This is a genomic window from Klebsiella sp. FDAARGOS_511 (assembly GCF_003812845.1).
Classification (GTDB): Bacteria; Pseudomonadota; Gammaproteobacteria; order Enterobacterales; family Enterobacteriaceae; genus Klebsiella; species Klebsiella grimontii.
In genome coordinates this window covers 1,281,724-1,303,375 of record NZ_CP033824.1, presented here as the reverse complement: position 1 = coordinate 1,303,375, position 21,652 = coordinate 1,281,724, and the positions used below count along the sequence as shown (strand labels likewise).

The 21,652-nt window shown below is 57.7% G+C and carries 18 protein-coding genes; 5 read left to right on the top strand and 13 right to left on the bottom strand.

Going from position 1 to position 21,652, the window contains the following annotated elements; all coding sequences use genetic code 11:
• The first annotated feature begins 15 nt into the window (after positions 1 to 15).
• A complete protein-coding gene (locus tag EGY08_RS07420) occupies positions 16 to 711 on the top strand; it encodes a GNAT family N-acetyltransferase (protein ID WP_123828355.1) in 696 nt (231 codons plus the stop codon).
• Between the two features lie 101 nt (positions 712 to 812).
• Here EGY08_RS07420 and betA read toward each other — a convergent pair whose 3' ends face one another.
• The 3 genes from betA to betI are packed head-to-tail and all read right to left on the bottom strand — an operon-like array spanning position 813 to position 4,568.
• Positions 813 to 2,477, bottom strand: a complete 1,665-nt coding sequence (betA, locus tag EGY08_RS07415) for a choline dehydrogenase (RefSeq protein WP_087828691.1) — start codon at positions 2,475 to 2,477, stop codon at positions 813 to 815.
• Positions 2,478 to 2,491: 14 nt separating this feature from the next.
• On the bottom strand, positions 2,492 to 3,964 hold the full coding sequence (gene betB / locus EGY08_RS07410; protein ID WP_004130286.1) for a betaine-aldehyde dehydrogenase: 1,473 nt from the start codon (positions 3,962 to 3,964) through the stop codon (positions 2,492 to 2,494).
• A 10-nt stretch (positions 3,965 to 3,974) separates the two neighbouring features.
• Positions 3,975 to 4,568 carry a transcriptional regulator BetI gene (gene betI, locus EGY08_RS07405; protein WP_004130288.1) on the bottom strand — a complete coding sequence of 198 codons (594 nt, stop codon included), beginning with the start codon at positions 4,566 to 4,568 and terminating at the stop codon, positions 3,975 to 3,977.
• A 128-nt stretch (positions 4,569 to 4,696) separates the two neighbouring features.
• Between betI and EGY08_RS07400 the strand changes: the two genes are divergently transcribed.
• Together EGY08_RS07400 and EGY08_RS07395 are read left to right on the top strand one after the other, a co-directional pair.
• Positions 4,697 to 6,730: a choline transporter gene (locus EGY08_RS07400; RefSeq protein WP_004130290.1), complete on the top strand. Its 2,034-nt coding sequence runs from the start codon at positions 4,697 to 4,699 to the stop codon at positions 6,728 to 6,730.
• Between the two features lie 222 nt (positions 6,731 to 6,952).
• The gene (locus EGY08_RS07395) at positions 6,953 to 7,105 is read left to right on the top strand and encodes a Hok/Gef family protein (protein ID WP_004130292.1); all 153 of its coding nucleotides are present in this window, start codon (positions 6,953 to 6,955) and stop codon (positions 7,103 to 7,105) included.
• A gap of 192 nt (positions 7,106 to 7,297) precedes the next feature.
• Here EGY08_RS07395 and EGY08_RS07390 read toward each other — a convergent pair whose 3' ends face one another.
• The 8 genes from EGY08_RS07390 to EGY08_RS07355 form a co-directional block, all read right to left on the bottom strand.
• A complete protein-coding gene (locus EGY08_RS07390; protein ID WP_004130297.1) occupies positions 7,298 to 8,083 on the bottom strand; it encodes an SDR family oxidoreductase in 786 nt (261 codons plus the stop codon).
• Positions 8,084 to 8,188: 105 nt separating this feature from the next.
• Positions 8,189 to 8,986, bottom strand: coding sequence for an SDR family oxidoreductase (locus EGY08_RS07385; protein WP_004130299.1), 798 nt, complete (start codon positions 8,984 to 8,986; stop codon positions 8,189 to 8,191).
• A gap of 60 nt (positions 8,987 to 9,046) precedes the next feature.
• Complete coding sequence (locus EGY08_RS07380; RefSeq protein ID WP_004130301.1) at positions 9,047 to 10,102, bottom strand: ABC transporter permease; 1,056 nt, start codon at positions 10,100 to 10,102, stop codon at positions 9,047 to 9,049.
• A gap of 17 nt (positions 10,103 to 10,119) precedes the next feature.
• Positions 10,120 to 11,664, bottom strand: coding sequence for a sugar ABC transporter ATP-binding protein (locus EGY08_RS07375; RefSeq protein WP_004130303.1), 1,545 nt, complete (start codon positions 11,662 to 11,664; stop codon positions 10,120 to 10,122).
• Between the two features lies 1 nt (position 11,665).
• The gene (locus EGY08_RS07370) at positions 11,666 to 12,286 is read right to left on the bottom strand and encodes a DUF2291 family protein (RefSeq protein ID WP_004130305.1); all 621 of its coding nucleotides are present in this window, start codon (positions 12,284 to 12,286) and stop codon (positions 11,666 to 11,668) included.
• Positions 12,287 to 12,329: 43 nt separating this feature from the next.
• The gene (locus EGY08_RS07365; RefSeq protein WP_004130307.1) at positions 12,330 to 13,265 is read right to left on the bottom strand and encodes a D-ribose ABC transporter substrate-binding protein; all 936 of its coding nucleotides are present in this window, start codon (positions 13,263 to 13,265) and stop codon (positions 12,330 to 12,332) included.
• Between the two features lie 303 nt (positions 13,266 to 13,568).
• A complete protein-coding gene (locus EGY08_RS07360) occupies positions 13,569 to 15,089 on the bottom strand; it encodes an FGGY family carbohydrate kinase (protein ID WP_123828354.1) in 1,521 nt (506 codons plus the stop codon).
• A 362-nt stretch (positions 15,090 to 15,451) separates the two neighbouring features.
• On the bottom strand, positions 15,452 to 16,402 hold the full coding sequence (locus EGY08_RS07355; RefSeq protein WP_004130309.1) for a sugar-binding transcriptional regulator: 951 nt from the start codon (positions 16,400 to 16,402) through the stop codon (positions 15,452 to 15,454).
• Positions 16,403 to 16,766: 364 nt separating this feature from the next.
• Here EGY08_RS07355 and EGY08_RS07350 point away from each other — a divergent pair, with 364 nt between their 5' ends.
• Positions 16,767 to 17,597, top strand: coding sequence for a transketolase (locus EGY08_RS07350; RefSeq protein ID WP_004130310.1), 831 nt, complete (start codon positions 16,767 to 16,769; stop codon positions 17,595 to 17,597).
• Complete coding sequence (locus EGY08_RS07345; RefSeq protein ID WP_049113604.1) at positions 17,590 to 18,525, top strand: transketolase family protein; 936 nt, start codon at positions 17,590 to 17,592, stop codon at positions 18,523 to 18,525. Before EGY08_RS07350 ends, EGY08_RS07345 begins: the two co-directional genes overlap by 8 nt.
• A gap of 176 nt (positions 18,526 to 18,701) precedes the next feature.
• On the opposite strand, the gene entD is transcribed toward EGY08_RS07345, so the two are convergent.
• The gene (gene entD, locus EGY08_RS07340; protein WP_004130314.1) at positions 18,702 to 19,325 is read right to left on the bottom strand and encodes an enterobactin synthase subunit EntD; all 624 of its coding nucleotides are present in this window, start codon (positions 19,323 to 19,325) and stop codon (positions 18,702 to 18,704) included.
• A gap of 65 nt (positions 19,326 to 19,390) precedes the next feature.
• A complete protein-coding gene (locus EGY08_RS07335) occupies positions 19,391 to 21,640 on the bottom strand; it encodes a TonB-dependent siderophore receptor (RefSeq protein WP_123828353.1) in 2,250 nt (749 codons plus the stop codon).
• Positions 21,641 to 21,652 lie beyond the last annotated feature (12 nt).

Sequence of the window (21,652 nt, the reverse complement as noted above, 5' to 3'; positions counted from 1 at the left end):
ACGGGAGAGATAAGCGTGCCGGAAATCAATGAATTTGGTCAGCAGGTCAACGATCGCGTGCCGGGCTGGCAGGGCGTGGGGCTTCTGCGCCGCACGGCGTTAAATGGCCGCTTTTGCCGGCTGGAGCCGCTGGATACCGAGCGGCACGCGGCGGATCTGTTTGCTGCCTATGCCCTCGGCGATGACAGCGACTGGACGTGGCTGGCCAGCAACTGTCCGCAGAGCGTGGAGTCAACGGCGCACTGGATCACCGGCAAGGTCATGGACGACGGGCTGGTACCGTATGCGGTTATCGATCTGCACGCCGAGCGGGCCGTCGGGCTGGTCAGCTATATGGCGATTGAACGGGCGATGGGCACGGTGGAGATTGGCCACGTCACCTGGTCGCGGGCGATGAAAAATACGCCGCTCGGGACCGAGGCGGTATGGCTGCTGCTGCAAAATGGTTTTGCTCACGGCTATCGTCGGCTGGAGTGGAAGTGCGACTCGATGAATCTCGCCTCCCGCCGCGCCGCCGATCGGCTGGGGTTTACCTGGGAAGGGCGTCTTCGCCAGAGGATGGTGCGTAAAGGACGCACCCGCGATAGCGATATGCTGTCGATTATCGATAGCGAATGGCCCGCGCGCGATGCGGCGCTGCGGGCGTGGCTGGCGCCGGAGAACTTTGATGCTGGTGGACGGCAGATAAAGCGGCTGGAAGATTTTCGTTGAATTCAGGCCGTGGGCGATGAGTCGCCCGAATAAGCGTAGCGCAATCCGGGAAAATCGCGGTCAGGCCGGGTGAGGCGACGCCGCCACCCGGCATAGATCGTTTAGCGGCGAACCGGCGCATCCCCGGCGACATAATAAGTCGCGGTACTGCGCGGCAGCGGCTGGCGGCCGCGAATGGCATCGGCCATTTTTTCGCCAATCATAATCGTGGTCGCGTTAAGGTTGCCGGTAATAATCTGCGGCATAATCGAGGCGTCGACCACGCGCAGGCCTTCCAGCCCGTGAACCCGACCTTCGCCATCGACCACCGCCATCTCGTCGTAGCCCATTTTACAGGTACCGCAGGGGTGGAAGGCGGTTTCCGCATGGTTGCGCACGAACTCATCCAGTTCGGCATCGCTCTGGCACTCAATGCCCGGACTGATCTCCCGGCCGCGATAGTTATCGAGCGCCGGCTGGCTCATGATTTCACGGGTGATGCGAATGGCGTCGCGGAACTCCTGCCAGTCCTGTTCATGCGACATATAGTTGAACAGGATCGCCGGATGCTGGTGCGGGTCGCGCGATTTCAGACGCACGTGCCCGCGGCTCGGGGAGCGCATGGAACCGACGTGGCACTGGAATCCGTGCTCTTTTACCGCGTTTGAACCGTTGTAGTTAATCGCTACCGGCAGGAAATGGTACTGAATATTCGGCCACGCAAACGCCTCGCGGCTGCGGATAAATCCGCCCGCTTCAAACTGGTTGCTGGCGCCAATGCCGGTCCCGCCGAACAGCCACTCGGCGCCGATTTTCGGCTGATTCCACCACTGCAGCGCCGGGTAGAGCGACACCGGCTCTTTACATTCGTACTGCAGGTACATCTCCAGATGATCCTGCAGGTTCTCGCCGACGCCGGGTAGGGCGTGAACCAGCGGAATATCGAACTGGCGCAACAGTTCCGGGTTGCCGACGCCGGAGCGCTGCAGGATCTGCGGCGAGGCGATAGCGCCCGCGCAGAGCAGCACTTCTTTATTGGCGGTGGCTTTTGACGGTGCGGCGCTGTCGCCCTCCAGCCATTCGACGCCGACGGCGCGCTTGCCGGCAAAAATAATATGATCGGTCAGCGCGTGGGTGCGAATAGTCAGATTGGGACGCGCGCGGGCCTGGTCGAGATAGCCGCGCGCGGTACTGGCGCGGCGTCCCTGCGGCGTCACGGTACGATCCATCGGGCCAAACCCTTCCTGCTGATAGCCGTTGAGATCGTCGGTGCGGGGGTAGCCGGCCTGTACGCCGGCTTCAATCATCGCGTGGAACAGCGGATTATTGCCCTGCTTTGGCGTGGTGACGCTGACCGGGCCGTCGCCGCCGTGGTAGTCGTTGGCGCCGATATCGCGGGTTTCCGCTTTGCGGTAGTAGGGCAGGCAGTCGAGGTAGCTCCAGTGCTCCAGCCCCGGCGCCGAGGCCCAGTTGTCGAGATCCATGGCGTTGCCGCGGATATAGCACATGCCGTTAATTAACGAGGATCCGCCGAGGCCCTTTCCGCGTCCGCACTCCATGCGGCGATTGTTCATATGCGGTTCAGGCTCGGTCTCGTAGGCCCAGTTATAGCGCCGACCCTGGAGGGGAAAGGCCAGCGCGGCGGGCATCTGGGTGCGGAAGTCGAAACGGTAATCCGGGCCGCCCGCTTCCAGCAGCAGGACGGTGGTATCGGGATCTTCCGTCAGTCGTGTCGCCAGTACGTTGCCGGCGGAACCGGCACCAATAATAATGTAGTCAAACTGCAAAAATGACCTCCTGGTTAAAATATGGATTGAAACTGACCCATCTCAACCTGGATGGATTTTATCTGGGTGTAGCTGTGCAGCGTCTGCACGCCGTTTTCGCGGCCAATGCCGGAGTGCTTGTAGCCGCCGACCGGCATCTCCGCCGGGGATTCGCCCCAGGTGTTGATCCAGCAGATCCCGGCCTCCAGCCGATGAATCAGGCGATGGGCGCGGTTTAAATCCGGGGTGACGACGCCGGCGGCGAGGCCATATTCGGTGGCGTTGGCGCGGCGGAGGGCCTCTTCTTCATCGTCGTAGCTCAGAATCGACATCACCGGGCCGAAGATCTCTTCGCGAACGATGGTCATCTGGTCATCGCAGTCGGTAAACACCGTCGGGGCGACCCACGCGCCGTGGTCGAAGCCTTCGCCTTTCAGCGCTTCGCCGCCGCAGAGCAGGCGCGCGCCTTCTTGCTTACCGGTCTCGATGTAGCGCAGCACGTTATCGCGATGCGGAAAGCTCACCAGCGGCCCGAAGTTGGTGCCTTCAGCGAACAGATCGCCGGGGCGGATACGCGCCACGCGCGCGAGGATTTTCTCTTCAAACGCCGCTTTCAGGCGTGCCGGAACGAATACCCGGGTGCCGTTGGTGCAGACCTGGCCTGAACTGTAGAAGTTAGCCATCATCGCGATGTCGGCGGCGAGGTCGAGGCTGGCGTCTTCGCAGACGATCAGCGGTGATTTGCCGCCCAGCTCCATGGTTACTTCTTTCAGTGAAGAAGCGGCGGCGTTAGCCATCACTTTTTTGCCGCTGGCGACGCCGCCGGTAAAGGAGATTTTGGCGATGTCCGGGTGCTCGGTGAGATACTGACCGGTTTCGGCGCCCGTGCCCGGTAGCACATTAAACACGCCTGCCGGCAGGCCCGCTTCGCGGTAGATCTCCGCCAGCTTCAGAGCGGTGAGCGGGGTAACTTCACTCGGTTTAAAGATCATCGCGTTACCGGCCGCCAGCGCCGGGGCCGATTTCCACAAGGCGATCTGGATCGGGTAGTTCCAGGCGCCGATCCCGGCGACCACGCCCAGCGGTTCCCGGCGGGTATAGACAAATGCGCTGTCGCGCAGCGGGATTTGGCTGCCTTCCAGCGCCGGGATCAGGCCCGCGTAGTACTCCAGCACATCCGCGCCGGTGACGATATCGACGGCGGCGGTTTCGCTCAGCGGTTTGCCGGTATCGAGGGTTTCCAGACGCGCCAGTTCGTCGTTGCGAGCGCGCAGAATATCTACCGCTTTACGCAAAATGCGCGAACGTTCCATGGCGCTCATCGCCGCCCAGATTTTTTGCCCTTTTTGGGCGCTTTTTACCGCCCGGTCGACATCTTCGCGCCCGGCGGCCTGGACGGTCGCCAGCACTTCCCCGTTGGCGGGGTTAATCGTCTCGAAGGTTTTACCGCTGGTGGCGGATACATAACCACCGTCGATGTAAAGCTGCTGTTCGGCCATTCGGGACATGGGTCCTCCATTATTGAGAAGTCGGTGGCAGGTATTGGCTGATGAAGTGCTCGGCGAGCGTTTCGGCGCGGGCTTTATCCAGCGGTTTACCGCTCAGCGCCGCGCGTAGCCACAGCCCGTCGATCAGCGCGGCGAGACCGTATCCGGCCTCCTGCGCCTCTTCGCGCGGCAGGGCGCGCTGGAATTCATAGACGATATTCGACAGCAGTCGTCGGCTGCTGACCTGCTGCAGGCGATAGAGCATCGGCTGATGCATGCTGCTGGCCCAAAAGGCGAGCCAGGCCTTCATCGCCGCGCTGCTTATCTGGCTGTCGTCGAAGTTGCCCGCCACGATGGCGCGCAGGCGTTCCTGCGGGCCGGCGTCGGGCAGGGCGTGCAGGCGGCTCAACACCGCCTGGCGCAGCTGGCCGGTGATATCGCGCATCGTCGCTTCCAGCAACCCGTTCTTATCCTTGAAATAGTGGCTGATGATGCCGGTCGATACGCCAGCCCGTCGGGCGATCTGCGCGACGGTGGCATCGTGCATTCCCACTTCATTGATGGCGGCCAGGGTGGCGTCAATCAGCTGCCGCTGCCGTATCGGTTGCATCCCCAGTTTGGGCATTTCGTAGACTCCATTCATCAGCTTTGTTTATCTATTAAAGCGGTTTTTGATTGGACGTTCAATATAAAATGTGTCTTAATTGTTGCGGATTTTGGTTTTAATAGTTGCAAAAACAGTAAGGAGAATGGATGACAGACCTTTCGCCGAGCAGAGAAAAGGACAAAATCAATCCGGTGGTTTTTTACACTTCCGCCGGACTGATTTTGTTGTTTTCCCTGATGACTCTTTTCTTCAGCGATTTTTCCGCGGCCTGGATTGGCCGTACCCTGAACTGGGTTTCCCGCACCTTCGGCTGGTACTATTTGCTGGCCGCGACGCTCTATATTGTGTTTGTGGTGTGCATCGCCTGCTCGCGTTTCGGTTCGGTGAAGCTCGGGCCGGAACACTCGAAGCCGGAATTTAGCGTGCTCAGCTGGGCGGCAATGCTGTTCGCCGCCGGTATCGGCATCGACCTGATGTTCTTCTCCGTCGCCGAGCCGGTGACCCAGTATATGCAGCCGCCGGAAGGGGCGGGGCAGACCATGGAGGCGGCGCGCCAGGCGATGGTGTGGACGCTGTTTCACTACGGGCTGACCGGATGGTCGATGTATGCCCTGATGGGGATGGCGCTGGGATACTTTAGCTATCGTTATAATTTACCCCTGACCATCCGCTCCGCGCTCTATCCGATCTTCGGCAAGAAGATTAATGGTCCGATTGGCCACAGCGTGGATATCGCCGCCGTTATCGGCACCATCTTCGGTATCGCCACCACCCTCGGGATTGGTGTGGTGCAGCTAAACTACGGCCTCAACGTGCTGTTTGATATTCCGGATTCGCTGGGGGCGAAAGCGGCGCTGATCGTACTGTCGGTGATCATCGCCACTATCTCGGTGACCTCTGGGGTGGATAAAGGCATCCGTATTCTTTCCGAGCTTAACGTGGTGCTGGCCCTCGGGCTGATCCTGTTCATCCTGTTTATGGGCGACACCGAGTTTCTGCTCAACGCGCTGGTGCTCAACGTTGGCGACTATGTGAATCGTTTTATGGGCATGACCCTTAATAGCTTCGCCTTCGATCGGCCGGTAGAGTGGATGAATAACTGGACCCTGTTCTTCTGGGCGTGGTGGGTGGCGTGGTCGCCGTTTGTCGGCCTGTTCCTGGCGCGTATTTCACGTGGACGCACCATTCGTCAGTTTGTGGTGGGAACGCTGATTATCCCGTTCACCTTTACCCTGCTGTGGCTGTCGGTGTTCGGCAATAGCGCGCTGTATGAAATCATCCACGGCAACGCGGCCTTCGCCGCCGAGGCGGTCGCCCACCCGGAGCGCGGCTTCTATAACCTGCTGGCGCAGTATCCGGCGTTTACCTTTAGCGCTTCGGTGGCAACCATTACCGGCCTGCTGTTCTATGTGACCTCCGCGGATTCCGGGGCGCTGGTGCTGGGTAACTTCACCTCGAAGCTGAAGGATATCAACAGCGATGCGCCAAACTGGCTGCGCATCTTCTGGTCGGTGGTTATCGGCCTGCTGACCCTGGGGATGCTGATGACTAACGGCATTTCCGCCCTGCAGAACGCAACGGTGATTATGGGGCTGCCGTTTAGCTTCGTGATCTTCTTCGTGATGGCGGGGTTATATAAGTCGCTGAAGGTTGAGGATTATCGCCGCGAGAGCGCCAACCGCGACACCGCCCCGCGACCGCTCGGCGTGCAGGATCGCCTGAGCTGGAAGAAGCGCCTGTCGCGGCTGATGAACTACCCCGGCACGCGCTATACCCGCCAGATGATGGAGACGGTGTGCTTCCCTGCGATGGAAGAGGTGGCGCAGGAGCTGAAGCTGCGCGGCGCTTACGTCGAGCTGAAAAGCCTGCCGCCGGAAGAGGGAGACAGCCTTGGCCATCTTGACCTGCTGGTGCATATGGGCGATGAGCAGAACTTTGTTTATCAGATCTGGCCGCAGCAGTACGCCATTCCCGGCTTTACCTACCGGGCGCGCAGCGGGAAGTCGACCTACTATCGTCTGGAGACCTTCCTGCTGGAAGGGAGTCAGGGCAACGACCTGATGGACTACAGCAAAGAACAGGTCATTACCGATATTCTTGACCAGTACGAGCGTCATTTGAACTTTATCCACCTGCATCGCGAAGCGCCGGGCAACAGCGTGACCTTCCCCGGAATGTAGGCCGTCTAAACGTTTTCTGAAAAAGGGATTTGGCTGGTTAAATATACAGTGAATTGCGCAGGGAAGCGTATGATGACGGCGGGTGCCTGAGGCTTTCTGCGTTCAGGCTTAGGTGAGGATTCAGAAAGACGAAGCCCCAGGAGATGTTCCCATCAACCTGAGGCCTACAATCCAAACCTAGCACGTTGGATAGTAGCCTCTTCTTCGTATGGAGGCAACGAGATGCTGACAAAATACGCCCTGGTGGCAATCATCGTGCTATGTCTGACAGCGCTGGGATTGACGTTAATGGTGCGCGACTCGCTGTGCGAGCTGAGCATCAAAGAACGTAGTATGGAGTTTAAGGCCGTTCTCGCTTACGAAACGAAGAAGTAGCCGGTATGCGGGGAGCTATCCCCGCTTATCCGCAGGCTGGGTAAGGCACCTTAAGGCACCTTTTTTCTGCTTATGGGGCAGGATGGACGGCGAGAGAACATCGACCGGTTAAAACAATCGCGCCGCCACCCTGCATACTGCTTCGCCGGTCGCTGCCAGTATATTGACATCCATACCGGTATTCGGTCCGTTCTACCAGCAGACAAAACCACCATCAACCACCAGGTCAACGCCGGTACAGAACGATGCGGCATCGCTGGCGAGGAACAGCGCCGGGCCGGCCATCTCCTCAACCTTCGCCATACGCTGGATCGGCGTCTGGCTTTCGAATTCGCGAGTCTGATGAACCATCTCAGGCCGGGTGTTCATCGGCGTGGCGGTATAGCCGGGGCTGATGGAGTTGACCCGAATCCCTTTGCCAATCCACTCCATCGCCAGGCTTTTTGACAGGTGGATCACGCCCGCCTTGGAGCAGTTGTAATGGGCCTGATCGAGGCCGCGGTTAACGATAATGCCGGACATCGAGGCGATATTAATAATCGAACCGCCGCCCGTTTCCTGCATCAGTTCGGCTTCCGCTTTACAGGAGTTCCATACGCCGGTGAGGTTAATATCGATCACCCGCTGCCACTGCTCGGTTTCCATCTCCAGCGCCGGATTGGCGTTGGCGATACCGGCGGCGTTGACGGCGATATCAAGGCGGCCAAAGCGGCTTTTTGCCAACGCCACCCCAGCGCGTAGGTCGCTAAGCTGGCGCACATCGCCGGTGTAGAAACAGGCCTCGCCGCCGATGGCTTCGATATTTTTTACGGTCTCGGCAAGGCCGCCATCTTCGCGGAGATCGAAGCAGACGACCCGAGCGCCCGCGCTGGCGAGTCCGTAAGCAATCATTTGGCCGATGCCGCTGCCCGCGCCGGTTACAAAGGCCACGCGGTCCTGCAGATTAAATAGCTGTTGGGCAAAATCTTTTGCGATCATAGTTATCACTCTCTGAATAAATATCCTGCGGCACGCCAGGTGACCAAACCGTGCCGATCTGTAGCCCGGGTAAGGCGTCAGCCGCAACCCGGGGAAACAGCCCAACTACGACATAATCAAGCCGCCGTCGATATTGATGGTCTGCCCGGTGAGATAACGCGCATCATCGGAAGCCAGGAATGCCACCAGCCCGGCAACGTCTTCCGGTTTGCCGGCGCGCTTCATCGGAATGCCTTCGACCCACTCCGCCATCAGCTCGCCTTTACCGTAGCGCTTCTGCTCGGTGCTGAGGATTTCGCCCCAGACGCGATCGTTGTAGTCCCACATCTCGCTCTCGATAATGCCCGGACAGAAGGCGTTGACGGTGATATTCCACGGCGCCAGCTCGTGGGCCAGGCTCTGGGTGATGCCGATCACGCCCATTTTGCTGGCGGCATAGTGCGGGGTGTAGATAAACCCCTGGCGGCCCTGGCCGGAAGAGGTGTTGATCAGGCTGCCGTGGTTCTGTTTGACCATATATTTGGCGGCCTCGCGGCAGCACAGCCAGACGCCGGTGGTGTTAACTGCCAGCACTTTTTCAAAGTCGGCTTTTGGCATGCGATCGTAATAGTCGATGGTGATCACCCCCGCGTTCTGGATAGAGACGTCGATGGCGCCGAAACGTGCCGCCGCCTGCTCGTAAAGCGACTGCACCTGCGCTTCATCGGTGACATCAACCTGTAACGACAGGATATCGGCCTGATAGCGCTGGCGTAAGGTTTCCGCCGTTTCGTGGACGCGCTCGGCGTTAGAGACCATCACCAGATTCGCGCCGTCGCGAGCAAAGCGCTCGGCAATACCGGCGCCAATTCCGCGGCAGGCCCCGGTGATAACCACCGTTTTATTTGTGAAATTTCTTTGCATATTTTTCATCCCTTATAGAGGCCGGACGGCAGAGCGTCCGGCGGGGTAATAAAGACGTGATTAACTGGTGGCTCCTGCCGCAGCCAGCTTCTCCTCATGACGACGCATCAGGATGACTTTGTTCTGCAGTTTTTGCTGGAACTGGTCGACGACGACGGCGGTGACGATAACCACGCCCTTAATGACCATCTGCCAGAAGTCGCTGACGCCCATCATCACCATGCCGTCGGCGAGGAAGACGATGACGAACGCGCCGATGATTGAGCCGGTCACCCGACCGCGACCGCCCGCCAGCGCGGTTCCGCCGAGCACGGTGGCGCCGATGGCATCCATTTCGAACATATTGCCGGTCATCGGGTGCGCGGTTTGTAGCTGGGAGGCGACGATAAGGCCGACGAACGCCGAGCACAGGCCGGAGAAGGCGTAGACGAAGATTTTTGCCTTAACGATAGGCACGCCGGCCAGACGAGCGGCGGATTCGTTACCGCCGATGGCATAGATATAGCGGCCCAGCGGGGTTTTGGTGGTCAGCCAGTAGCCCAGCAGCAGGAAGCCGATCATCAGCCAGATTGGCAGATAAATGCCCATCAGCGTCCCGGATCCGAGGGTGGAAAAACCGGTGTTGCCCAGCGCTTCCATGCCGTTAAGGTTCGGGTAGGTGCTGCCGTCGTTGAACAAGAGCGCCGAGCCTCTGGCGACATACATCATGCCCAGGGTGCAGATAAAGGGCGCGACGCCGAAGCGGGTGATGACCGCGCCGTTCACAAAGCCGACCAGCACGCCGAAGAGCGCCACGCAGAGGATCACTTCCGGTACGTTGAAGAAGATAACGCTGCCGTTCCATAAGGGCAGGCCGCTGGTTAACAGCGCCCCGGCCACCATGCCGCAGATGCCGGCGACGGCGCCGACGGAGAGGTCGATACCGCCCGTCAGGATAACCAGCGTCATGCCGATGGCCAGCAGGCCGGTGATGGCCACGTGCTGGGTCATAATCAGCAGGTTAGATGTGGTCAGGAAATTCGGTACCATCACGCTGAAGAACGCGATAACCAGCAGCAGAGCGATAAACGTTCTGGCCTTCAGCAGGTACATATAAATCATATATTTCTGGTTCATGATGGGTTCCAGCCTGATTAATCTTGAGGTGTTGAAGCCGCGATTAATTTTTCGCGGGTCACCGCATGACGCGGTAAATCGGCAGTAATCCGGCCGTCGGCCATGACCAGGATGCGATCCGCCAGCGCCATCACTTCATCCAGCTCCGATGAAGAGAACATCACTGCCAGACCCTGCTGGGCCATTTTGCCGATCAGGTGATATACGTCGGTTTTCGCGCCGACGTCGATACCGCGAGTGGGCTCGTCGAGAAACACCACCTCCGGCTTCGTCATCAGCGCTTTGCCGAGCACCACTTTTTGTTGGTTGCCGCCGCTGAGCGAGGTGATAGGCAGATCGGGGTCGCTGACCTTGATCGCCAGTTCGCGAATCATCTCTTTGACGCAGGCGATTTCTTTCTGCGGATTGAGCCACTTCCACGCCCGGCGAAAGCCCTGCAGGCTGAAATCAGAGAGGGTCATATTCGATTGAATCGACATCATCTGCACCACGCCTTCGCCCTGACGGTCTTCGGGCACCAGCGCCAGCCCTTTTTTAAGCCGCGCCTGGAACGGCGCCTTGTCGATATTTTCGCCGTTGAGATGGACGTTCCCGCTCTGGCAGGGCATCAGACCGACCAGGCCTTTAAACAGCTCCGTGCGTCCGGCGCCGAGCAGGCCATAGATGCCGATCACCTCTCCCTTACTTAAGGTAAAGGTCACATCGTTGAGCTTATAGCCGCCGCTGGAATGAAGCGCCGTCAGACCTTCAACCGCAAGCACCGCTTCGCCTTTCGGCGCCGGCCGGTAGTCGAAATGTTTTTTCTTATCGCCGACCATCTGTTCGATAATCCACGGAATACTGGCGTCGCTGACCTCGCGCTCGCTGATAAAGCGCCCGTCGCGGAAAATGGTGATGTGGTCGCCAATTTCCATTAGCTCTTCCAGACGGTGGGAAATATAGATGATGGTGACGCCGCGACGTTTAAGCTGCTCAATGACGTTAAACAGGATTTTGACTTCCGACTGGCTGAGCGCGGAAGTGGGTTCATCCATAATCAATACCCGGGTGTCTTTTGAAAGCGCGCGCGCAATTTCTACCAGTTGCTGATGGCCGATGCCTAATTCGCCGAGTTGGGTGTAGGGATCGACATCAAGCTCCAGCCTTTCCAGTAATGATTTGGCTAACTCATATTGATATTTTTCGTTAATCTTCCCTTTTTGAAAGAATTCGTTAGCCATAAAAATATTATCCATGACGTTCATATTCGGGAATAAATTTAACTCCTGAAATATGATGCTGATTCCCTGCTTTTCCGCCTGGTGCGTCGAGCTAAGGGTCACCGGAGCGCCATCAAGAATAATTTGACCGGACGAGGGTGTTTCAACGCCAGCAAGCATTTTCATCATGGTGGATTTACCCGCACCATTTTCACCGATCAGAACGTTTACTTTATTTCGATAGACCCGGTAATTCACGTTATCTAAGGCGACGACGCCCGGATAAACACGGGATAATTCGCGGGTTTCGATAATAACTTCAGAGTCGACTGGTTGGGAATTGACGAGTTCTTGCCGCTGCATGTTATTGTCCTCCCAAACGAACAATTTTTGCTGGCGTAATATCAGGAATGTTCTGTGGAATATCCCAGGCCGAGAACACGCCGTACACCTGTACCGCTTCGCCGGTTTTCACTTGCGCCGTCTGGATCATTTTTACCGCGTGTTCGTTAATCTTCCGGCTATATTCGCCAAACAGCACCTGATCGTTAAAGTCCTGATAGCTGGCGCCCTGATAGCCGTCGCGTAATAATGTGCCGCGCAGCGTCGGGCCAATTTGCACCACCACGTTGCCGCCGTGGGTATCCTCAATCGTCATTTTTCCGCTGCGCGAAGCGGAATCAATTTTGCTGATATTGCCTTCGACTTTGACGTAAAACACGCAGGGGTTTTCGTCCTGAGCGCGATAGCCTAACGCTTTGCAGGCGCTATCAATATCTTTCGCCGCGCGCAGGGCGGTCATAAGCTCGGCAACGGGGCGAGCTTTAGCCACAACCTGGGGAACCAGCTGGTCTTGCCATGTCCGATCGATATCCGCCATATGCGGATTGGGCGGAGATTTAAGATCGGCCAGCTCCTGCTGAGAGACGATACGACAGCCTCCGAGCGCGAGAACGACCAGCATCAGCGAGATTTTTTTATACATAATACGCTCCTGTGCGCCCCGGACGGGGCGCAACAACCCGAAATCAGGATTTGATATTGAAGTCCTGCACTTTGTCTGCATTGTCCTGAGTAATCAGAATGCCGCGGAACATCACGCGCTGCTTGGCCGGTTTTTCACCTTTTTGCAGGTAGTTATCGAGGTCGGTCACCCCCTGAGCGGCGATGGCCTGTGCCTGAAGCATCACGGTGGCCTGCAGGGTGCCGGCTTTTACCGCGTCGCGTTCATCGTTGCTGCCATCGATACCGACCACCACCACATCGTTACGATTCGCCGCTTTCAGCGCGGCAATGGCGCCGAGAGCAACGGGACCGTTGCCGCAAATTACGCCTTTAACATCGGGGTGCGCCTGCAGAATACTGTCCATAATGCGCTTGCCGTCGATTAAGGTGCCCTTCGCGTCCTGTTTAGCGACGCTGACCATATCCGGGTACTGGTCAATCACCTGGTGGAAAGATTTAGAGCGGGTCACGCAGTTATTATCTGCAAGGTTACAGGTCAGTTCGGCATATTTTCCTTTTTCCGCCATTTTCTCGACAAATACGTTGGCGACTTCAGAACCGGCCTGGAAGTTATTGTGGGTAATTTGCTCCAGCGCGATATCATCGACAGGAATTTCGCGATTGATTAAAACCACCGGAATACCCGCTTTCTTCGCTTTTTCAATGGCGGCGACGCTGGCGGTGGAATCGGCGTTATCCAGAATAATGCCCTGAACTTTTTTACCGATGGCGGTATCGATCAGCTCATTCTGTTTTTTGACATCTTCGCCATGCGACAAAATGGTGGTCTGGTAGCCCAGCTCTTTGGCTTTTTCGCTGGCGCCCTTGGCTTCAGAGGCGTAATAGGGGTTATCCAGCGAGTTAACCATGATCATAATGGTGCCTTTTTCTGCCGCCTGGGCAGCGAAAGAAAAGGCGGTCAGGGTGGCTGCGGTTAAAAGCGTTAAACGTAATTTCATGACAATTTTCTCTCTTGGTTGTTATTGTCGGGTACGGTGAAACAACGTAAGGCCTGCAAATCGAGTTTATGGGCCGGGGGTCTCCTTTTGTTGATAATTAAGAGCCTATCCATTAGGGCTATTTTACTGGCCATTTTGAACGCCCTTCAGGGCGGCCCGGAGGGCGAGCATCGCGAGTTAATCCTCACGTACTACGTGTACGCTCCGGGATCGAAGCGCTGTCCGTATTCAAACTGCCTGCGCCAATAACGCCTACGGGAATAGGCTCTAAGGTGCGTCACGCGTTCGATTCCCTGGTGGGCGTCAGGCGGACGTTGCCGGTTTCCATAATGTTCTGTTCACCGCATGGCGCCACTCCTGCCATCTCTTCTGCAGGCGCTGGTGGCGGGCCATATCGGGGATAAATTCGCTGTGTTCGGTTAAAAAGGCTTTCAGGTCGGTGACCGTTCCCGGATTCAGGGCCTTGCGCGCAAGGAGGGCCGCGCCAATCGCCGACAGCTCGGCAACGTCGCTGCGCATCACCGGGCAGCCAAGCAGGTCAGCCTGATACTGCATTAACCAGTCGTTCTTAGTCGGGCCACCGTCGACCATCAGCGCCGTTAAGTGGAAGTCGTCCTGCTGGCGCATCGCCACCACAACATCGGCAATTTGATAGGTAATGGATTCCAGCGCGGCGCGAATCAGATGGGCGCGCTTGACGCCGCGGCTCAGGCCGCAAATCACGCCGCGGGCGCTGTCATCCCACCACGGGGCGCCCAGGCCGGTTAACGCCGGCACAAAATAGACGCCCAGCGTGGAGTCCACGGAGGTGGGCAGGGTGTTGAGTTCATGCGCCAGTTCAGCATCGGAAAGTTCGCTCAAGCCGGTGCTGTCCGCCATCCACGCTACGGCATCGCCGGTATGCGGAATATTACCTTCGAGTCCGTAGGTGATGCTGTCGCCGTCGTGCCAGGCGATGGTGGTGGCCAGCGCGTCGATATCGCACTGTGCGGATTTTACCGGCGCCATCACCGATGACCCCGTACCGTAGGTGGCTTTCACGCAGCCGAGTTCGCCCAGCGCGTGGCCAAACAGCGCGGCGTGGGAATCCCCGACCATCGCCATCACCGGAATACCGTCTGGGATAGCGTTCAACCCCCGGGTATAGCCAAACAATCCGCTGGAGGGCTTGATCTCCGGCAGCGCGGCGCGCGGGATCTGGAACAGCGCCAACATGTCGTCGTCCCACTGGCCGGTTTGCAGGTTCAGCAGCTGGGTACGCGCGGCATTGGAGTAATCGCAGTAGAACGCATCGCCCTGGGTTAAGTTCCACAGCAGCCAGCTGTCGATAGTGCCGAGGCAGATTTCTCCGCGCTCAGCCAGCGCGCGCCCCTCATGAAGAGATTCCAGCAGCCAGCGCATTTTCGAGGCCGAAAACAGAGGCGCGATCGGCAGGCCGGTCACGGCCTTGATTTGCTGCTCTTTATCGCTGTGGCGCAGTTCATCGCAAAACGCGGCGCTGCGGCTGCACTGCCAGGTGATCGCGGCGTTAATTGGCTTACCGCTCTGGCGATACCAGCCGATCGCGGTCTCGCGCTGGTTGCTGATGGCTAATGCCGCGACCTTTTCTGCGCCAACGTGCGCTACCGCTTTCGCGATAACCGCCAGCGAAGCGTCAACCAGGACTTCTCCCGACTGCTCGACCCAGCCTTCACGCGGCGTCTGGAGCGCCAGCGGCTGAGAGAATTTCACCACGACCTGGCCGCGGCTATCGAGTACGACGGCTTTGGCATTGGTGGTGCCTTCGTCCAGCGCAATGATGAACTCTTTACGTGTTGCCTGCATTAGGTAGTCTCCTGAGTCACACTTCGTCCTGGCGCGGAGGGGGAAGTCGGTATTCCTCTTTATCGCATTGCTTCTTAGCAGGCCATGATGTGACAATTCGTTTTCACTTTTTTAATCACTGAATATATATTCGATAGTGATTATTTATTTGTTACCTTAGCCAGAAACTTCCCGTCGGGCTACCGGAAAAGTTATCAATTGTGCTGGCAATCACACTTATCCGTTTGGTGAAGCTTCCGGATGTCGGAGGAAAAGAGCGCGGTTGGATGGTTATATACGATTGAAATATAAAAATTTATTGCCTAAGCCTTTACGCCTGAAGGAGAGCGTAAAGGCTGTGGGAAAGTGTTTGAGTGAGGAAATTACCCGGCGATAAGCAGCCTGGCCGTTGGATAATCGGTGATCAGAACATCGATATAACCGCCCGAAAGCGCGCCTTTGATAGCCGCCACCTTCTCGCTGCCACCGGCAAGGGCCACCACGTTAGGGCACTTCTTCACCTTCTCCAGCGCCATGCCGATCACAGGATCTTCATCATCGCGTAACACCGCCTTGCCGTTTTTATCGTAGTAGTGCAGGCAAATGTCGCCCACGGCGCCGCGTTCCGCCAGCACCTGGAGCATATCTTCGTGATAGTAGTTACCGGAAGTTTTGAGCAGCTGCGAAGGCTCAAGGATGCCAATTCCGACGATGGCGATATCGACTTCGTCGAAGCGGGCAATGACGTCGGCGACATCTTTGCTGGCCACGAGGCGATTTTTCTCCTCAGTGGAGCCTTCAATGCTCTGGGAAGGGAGTAGCCAGGCTTCACAGTTCAGATGCTGCGCCAGGGTCTGGGTCAGGATAGTCGCCTGCACGTTACCATTTGGGCCCACGCCGCCAAGCAGTTGAATCACGCCGTTGGCCTTCAGGTTTTGGGCGTGAACCTCATCAACCATTGCGCGGATAGTCGAACTCCACGAAGAGACGCCGATCAGATCTTTCGGCCGCAATCGCGTTTCCAGATAGTGGGCGGCGGCGGAACCGATGGCGCGCTTGATGGTGTGATCGTTGGCGTCGTCTTCGGTATCCACGACGATGGCCTGTTTAATTCCGTAGCGATCCTCGAGGCCTTTTTCAAGATTGAGGAAAATATTCGATGGCTGAACAACGCTGATTTTGACCACGCCCTCTTTTTGGCAGCGGGCGATCGCTCGGGAGATAAATGACTGAGAAAGCGAGAGAAGTTGAGCGATATCGGACTGCTTTCGTCCTTCAAGATAGTAGAGCGTGGCAATCTTAACTAATAGCCGTTGTTCATCCTGCTTAGCCATATATTTCCCCGAAAATCATTTACGTGCAGCCATTATGTTAGAGCTCATTATCATACGCGAAAAGAAAAGACAGTTAAGTGTGATGGATATCTAACTTTCGCCAATCCTCAAAATCAGCGATGGACAAAAACAGAACAGTAGCTGCATAATTGAATAAAGAGTCGCAAGTGAATATATATTCATGGCGATTTCAGGTCAACTGAAAAGTGCCCGGGTGACGTCATGCCCGGTGGTAAGGAGGCAGAATGTTCCTGAGTATGATGCAGCGGCGTAAGTCTTACGATGCGTTGCCTGGGGATGTCTGGTTTTTTTAGTCCCTGACGGAATAAATATTCCAAGTTGAAAATAAATTCAGAGGTATTAAATGAATCCCTATAGCTATGATGTCCAGGCACTCGAGCGCAAAGCCCGCGCCGTACGTCGCCATATCGTCAGATTGAACGCCAACAGCCCTGCGGGCGGGCACACCGGCGCCGACCTGTCGCAGGTTGAACTGCTCACCGCGCTCTATTTCCGCATTCTGAACGTCGCGCCGGAGCGTCTTGCTGACGATCAGCGCGATATTTACATCCAGTCGAAAGGCCATGCGGTGGGCTGCTACTACTGCGTGCTGGCCGAGGCGGGCTTCTTCCCGGTTGACTGGCTGGACACCTATCAGCATGCCAATTCCCATCTTCCCGGTCATCCGGTTCGTCAGAAAACGCCGGGCATTGAGCTCAACACCGGCGCGCTGGGCCACGGTTTGCCTGTTGCGGTGGGGCTGGCGCTGGCGGCGAAAAAAAGCAACAGCTCCCGCCGCATCTTTTTAATTACCGGCGATGGCGAACTGGCGGAGGGCAGTAACTGGGAAGCGGCGCTAGCCGCGGCGCACTACGGCCTTGATAATCTGATCATTATTAATGACAAGAACAATCTCCAGCTGGCGGGGCCGACGCGCGAAATTATGAATACCGATCCGCTGGCCGACAAATGGAAGGCCTTCGGGATGACGGTCACCGAATGCCAGGGCAACGACATGGCCTCGGTTGTCGCGACCCTGGAAGGGCTGAAGCAGGAAGGTAAACCGAACGTCGTTATCGCCAACACCACGAAAGGCGCCGGTATTTCCTTTATCCAGGGGCGCCCGGAGTGGCACCACCGGGTACCGAAAGGCGAAGAGATTGCACTGGCACTGGAGGAACTGAAAGATGAGTAATGCAGAACACCTGGCGAGCGTGATGGTTCAGGCCTTTATTGATGCGGTTGACCGCGGCGTCGATCTGGTGCCGGTCGTCGCTGACTCCACCTCAACGGCCAAAATCGCGCCGTTTATTAAGCAGTTCCCCGGTCGTCTGGTGAACGTGGGCATCGCCGAGCAGAGCATGGTCGGGACGGCGGCGGGTCTGGCGCTGGGGGGGAAAGTGGCGGTCACCTGTAACGCCGCGCCGTTCCTGATTTCCCGCGCTAATGAGCAGATTAAGGTCGACGTTTGCTACAACAACACCAACGTTAAGCTATTTGGCCTTAACGCCGGCGCCAGTTACGGACCGCTGGCCAGCACCCATCACGCGATTGACGACCTGGCGGTGATGCGCGGCTTCGGCAATATCCAGATTTTCGCCCCGTCTTCGCCGCGCGAATGTCGACAGATTATCGATTACGCCATCGGCTATCAGGGGCCGGTCTATGTTCGTCTTGACGGTAAGGCGCTGCCGGAACTGTATGACGAAAGCTATCGCTTTGTGCCGGGAGCGGTCATCACGTTGCGGGAAGGCGAGGATATCGCGCTGGTCGCTACCGGATCGACGGTGCACGAAATCGTCGATGCCGCGCAGATGCTGGCCGATGCGGGGATTCAGGCCAAAGTGGTGAGCGTGCCGTCTATTCGCCCTTGCGATACCGCCGCGCTGCTGGCGGCCCTGAAGCCGTGCAAGACGGTGATTACGGTGGAGGAGCATAACGTCAACGGCGGCCTTGGGAGCCTGGTGGCGGAAGTGCTGGCCGAAGCCGGCGCGGGAATCCCGCTCAAACGTCTGGGGATCCCGGATGGCGAGTATGCGGCGGCGGCGGACCGCGGCTGGCTGCGTAAACATCACGGTTTCGATGCCGCATCCGTCGCCGAACTGGCGCAGAAAATGCGCTGATATCAGCGAGTGGCAAGCGCGTGCCCGGTGATACCGGGCCTGCAACAAATGTGCAGCGAGAGGGTAGCGCGGTATTCGTAGGCCGGGCAAGGCGGTAGCCGCCGCCCGGCAGAAATGCGGCTATGGTGCTGAAAGCGGGTTGCCATCCGTCTCCGGTTGTCGCAGCGGCGCGTCTTTTATGGCGCGCAGAGCGTGATGACGCAGTCCCCTGCCTTAATCCACTGTAGCTGATACTCCCCGGCGGAGAGCCGAAGCCGCAGGTTTCCTTCCTTTATATATGTAACTTCAAAGTCGCTGAAACCTATCCTGGCCTGGATCGCCGAATGGCTGGCCTTAAACGCGCTCTCTTTTGCCGAAAACGCCAGCGTCAGCGCCAGCTCAGGCGGCAGGCCGCTGGCGTCCAGCCGTCTTTTTTCCGCGCTATTGATGATGCTGCTTTCCAGTTCCGCCGCCAGCGAAGGCGCCATGACTCGTTCGATATCAACGCCGACCGGCCCGGCGGAGACAACCGCCAGCGCGCTGCGTTCGCAGTGGCTGATGCTGCCGTACCACGGCGCGGGCCACAGGGGCTGGCGTTGGTCACCAATGGCAGGCACCTCTTTTTCACCCACTTCCCGCAGCGCGTAAACCGCGGCGATACGCCCGGCGAGATGCTCGGACTGCCGCTTGCGGACGCAGCCGCTTAACCGGGCATGATGCGGGAGCCAGAGGAGGTCTTCAGGCTGGAAGGTCAACGGGTCGAAATCCACCCGCTGCAGCGAGTGACCGGCAAGTTGAATGATCGAGTGTTGGATGTGCATCAGGCGATGTTAACAGATTCTCCCTTCCGCCCTCTATGGGAAGAGGGCGGGGGAACGGTAGACAATCAGAAGTGGGTATTGACGCTCATATACCAGGTGCGGCCTGATTCGTTATAGGTATTGGCGCCAGCGCCAGCCATATAAGAAACATCGGTCAGGCTACCGGTGGTTTGCGCATTACCCGCGCGCCAGTGGCGCTTGTCGAAGACGTTATCCACGCCGCCGGTCAGGCTGACGTTTTTGGTCACATCCCAAGTGGCGCTCAGGCCAACGATGCTGTACGGGCTGACTTCGTCCGTTTCAGAACCCTCCGCCGGTTGACCTTTGTAGTTATATTTCTTCGGCTGCTGCTTGCCGTACCAGGTGAAGGTCGACTGTACGGAAATATCCTGCTGAATCTGCCAGCTCAGGGTAGAGTTCAAGGTGTATTCCGGAATAATCGACAGACGATCGCCGGTTTCCTTGTTTTTACTTTGCAGCATATAAGTGATGTTATTGGTCCAGTTCACCGTTTCGCTGACCGGCACGTTCAGGGTGCCTTCCAGACCTTCAACCACCGCTTTCGGCACGTTTTCCCACTGATAGATATCGGTTTTGACGTTACCTTTCGACGTTTTTGCAATCGGCGCGTAGCCCGCTTCGATTTTATCGCGGTAGTCGTTGCGGAACCAGGTCACCCCCGCCAGCCAGCCGTCGCGCTTAAACTCAAGGCCAATCTCTTTGTTGATGCTGGTTTCGGCTTTCAGGTCATCGTTACCCATCATGTAGCAACCGGTGCCGTTACCGCTGGCGTAGCAGCCCTGGCCTTTACTATAGAGAATATAGTTCGGGTTAGTTTGGTACAGGCTCGGCGCTTTGTAGGCGCGGGCGATGCCCATTTTTAACGTGAAGTCATCCCACAGACCCTGAGACAGGTTCAGCGACGGGCTCCAGTTGTTGCCGACGATCGTGTGATGATCGAAACGCAGCGCCGGCGTCAGCATGGTGGTGTCGGTCAGCTCCACGTTATCTTCGGCAAACAGGGAGAAGATCTCGGCCTTCGAGTACGGGCTACGGCCGGTGCTGTCATAGCCGTCGATATCGCCGCCCATAAAGGTCTGGGTATTTGACGCCAGATCCTTCATCCGCTGCTGATTCCACTCGGTGCCCAGCGTCAGGTTCTGTTTGAACACCAGATCCAGAGGAATGTTGACTTCGCTGTGCAGCATCACGTCGGCGAGGTCGATATCGCTGAACTGGTTGCTGTTGAAGATACCTTCCGTGCCGCCCGCCAGACCTTCGCCTTTACGCGAGTTACGGGTACGTTCGTACTGGGCCCAGTTGCTGGTGGTCACGCCGTTATCCCAGCCGCCGTTCCAGGTGACGGAGTAAGTCTGGCGATAGAGGCGGTTCGTCTCTTTACCGTAGTTCTCTTTCACCAGATCGTTGGTATTGGTGTTCTGCGTATCGCCCGCGTAGAGGTTGCCCTGACGGCTGTAGCCGGATTCAAACTCCAGCGACTGCATCGGGGCGAAATCCCAGCGCACGACGCCGTTAATGTTCTTATTTTTCACCCCTTCGCGCCCGGCAGGCATGGTATTGGCATAGGCGCCGGTACGCTCGGACTGATGTCCGTCGTTGATATCCCAGGCATCGGCCTGGGTTTTGTCGAGGTTGCCCAGCAGGCGGAAGCTGAAATCGCCGCCCAGCGGGCCACTGAGGCTAAAGTTGGTGCGTTTAGTCGAGCCTTCGTCTTTATGCTCCGGGGCGTTCATGTAGGTATTCCATGAACCGTGCCATTCGCCGTCGCTCTTCTTGGTGATGATATTGACCACGCCGCCCGCCGCGCCGTTGCCGTAGCGCGCGGCCGCCGGGCCGCGAATGACTTCAATACGTTCGATCAGCTCCGGCGGTACCCATGAGGTATCGCCGCGGGTATCGCGCTCGCCGCGCCAGCCCAGACGTACGGAGTTGCGGCTGGTCACGGGCTTGCCGTCAATCAGGATCAGGGTGTTTTCCGGGCCCATGCCGCGAATATCAATCTGGCGATTGTTGCCGCGCTGGCCGCTGGTGGAGTTGCCGGTCAGGTTAACGCCGGGCATGGTACGAATAATTTCCGACACGTCGCGCGCGGGCGGGCGTTTACGAATTTCGTCCGCGGTAATGGTTGAAACGCCGGGGGCCTGCAGGTTCTGCTCGGCGGCGGTGACGACCATGGTTTCATCAGCGGCTGCGGCTTTGCTATCGGAGGCCGTTTCCGCCGCGCTCAGCGGAAAGGCAGCCCCGTAGATTCCCAGATTGACCAGCAAGGCCAGGGATTTGATCCTGTTATTCATTGTCATTCCTGC

Coding starts and splice junctions, on each gene's coding strand:
- betI (WP_004130288.1), bottom strand. CDS start 4,568: ATGCCCAAACTGGGGATGCAACCGATACGGCAGCGGCAGCTGATTGAC.
- EGY08_RS07390 (WP_004130297.1), bottom strand. CDS start 8,083: ATGATCGCAAAAGATTTTGCCCAACAGCTATTTAATCTGCAGGACCGC.
- EGY08_RS07385 (WP_004130299.1), bottom strand. CDS start 8,986: ATGCAAAGAAATTTCACAAATAAAACGGTGGTTATCACCGGGGCCTGC.
- EGY08_RS07400 (WP_004130290.1), top strand. CDS start 4,697: ATGACAGACCTTTCGCCGAGCAGAGAAAAGGACAAAATCAATCCGGTG.
- entD (WP_004130314.1), bottom strand. CDS start 19,325: ATGCACATCCAACACTCGATCATTCAACTTGCCGGTCACTCGCTGCAG.
- EGY08_RS07335 (WP_123828353.1), bottom strand. CDS start 21,640: ATGAATAACAGGATCAAATCCCTGGCCTTGCTGGTCAATCTGGGAATC.
- EGY08_RS07375 (WP_004130303.1), bottom strand. CDS start 11,664: ATGCAGCGGCAAGAACTCGTCAATTCCCAACCAGTCGACTCTGAAGTT.
- EGY08_RS07355 (WP_004130309.1), bottom strand. CDS start 16,402: ATGGCTAAGCAGGATGAACAACGGCTATTAGTTAAGATTGCCACGCTC.
- EGY08_RS07350 (WP_004130310.1), top strand. CDS start 16,767: ATGAATCCCTATAGCTATGATGTCCAGGCACTCGAGCGCAAAGCCCGC.
- betB (WP_004130286.1), bottom strand. CDS start 3,964: ATGTCCCGAATGGCCGAACAGCAGCTTTACATCGACGGTGGTTATGTA.
- EGY08_RS07365 (WP_004130307.1), bottom strand. CDS start 13,265: ATGAAATTACGTTTAACGCTTTTAACCGCAGCCACCCTGACCGCCTTT.
- EGY08_RS07395 (WP_004130292.1), top strand. CDS start 6,953: ATGCTGACAAAATACGCCCTGGTGGCAATCATCGTGCTATGTCTGACA.
- EGY08_RS07360 (WP_123828354.1), bottom strand. CDS start 15,089: ATGCAGGCAACACGTAAAGAGTTCATCATTGCGCTGGACGAAGGCACC.
- EGY08_RS07370 (WP_004130305.1), bottom strand. CDS start 12,286: ATGTATAAAAAAATCTCGCTGATGCTGGTCGTTCTCGCGCTCGGAGGC.
- EGY08_RS07380 (WP_004130301.1), bottom strand. CDS start 10,102: ATGAACCAGAAATATATGATTTATATGTACCTGCTGAAGGCCAGAACG.
- EGY08_RS07345 (WP_049113604.1), top strand. CDS start 17,590: ATGAGTAATGCAGAACACCTGGCGAGCGTGATGGTTCAGGCCTTTATT.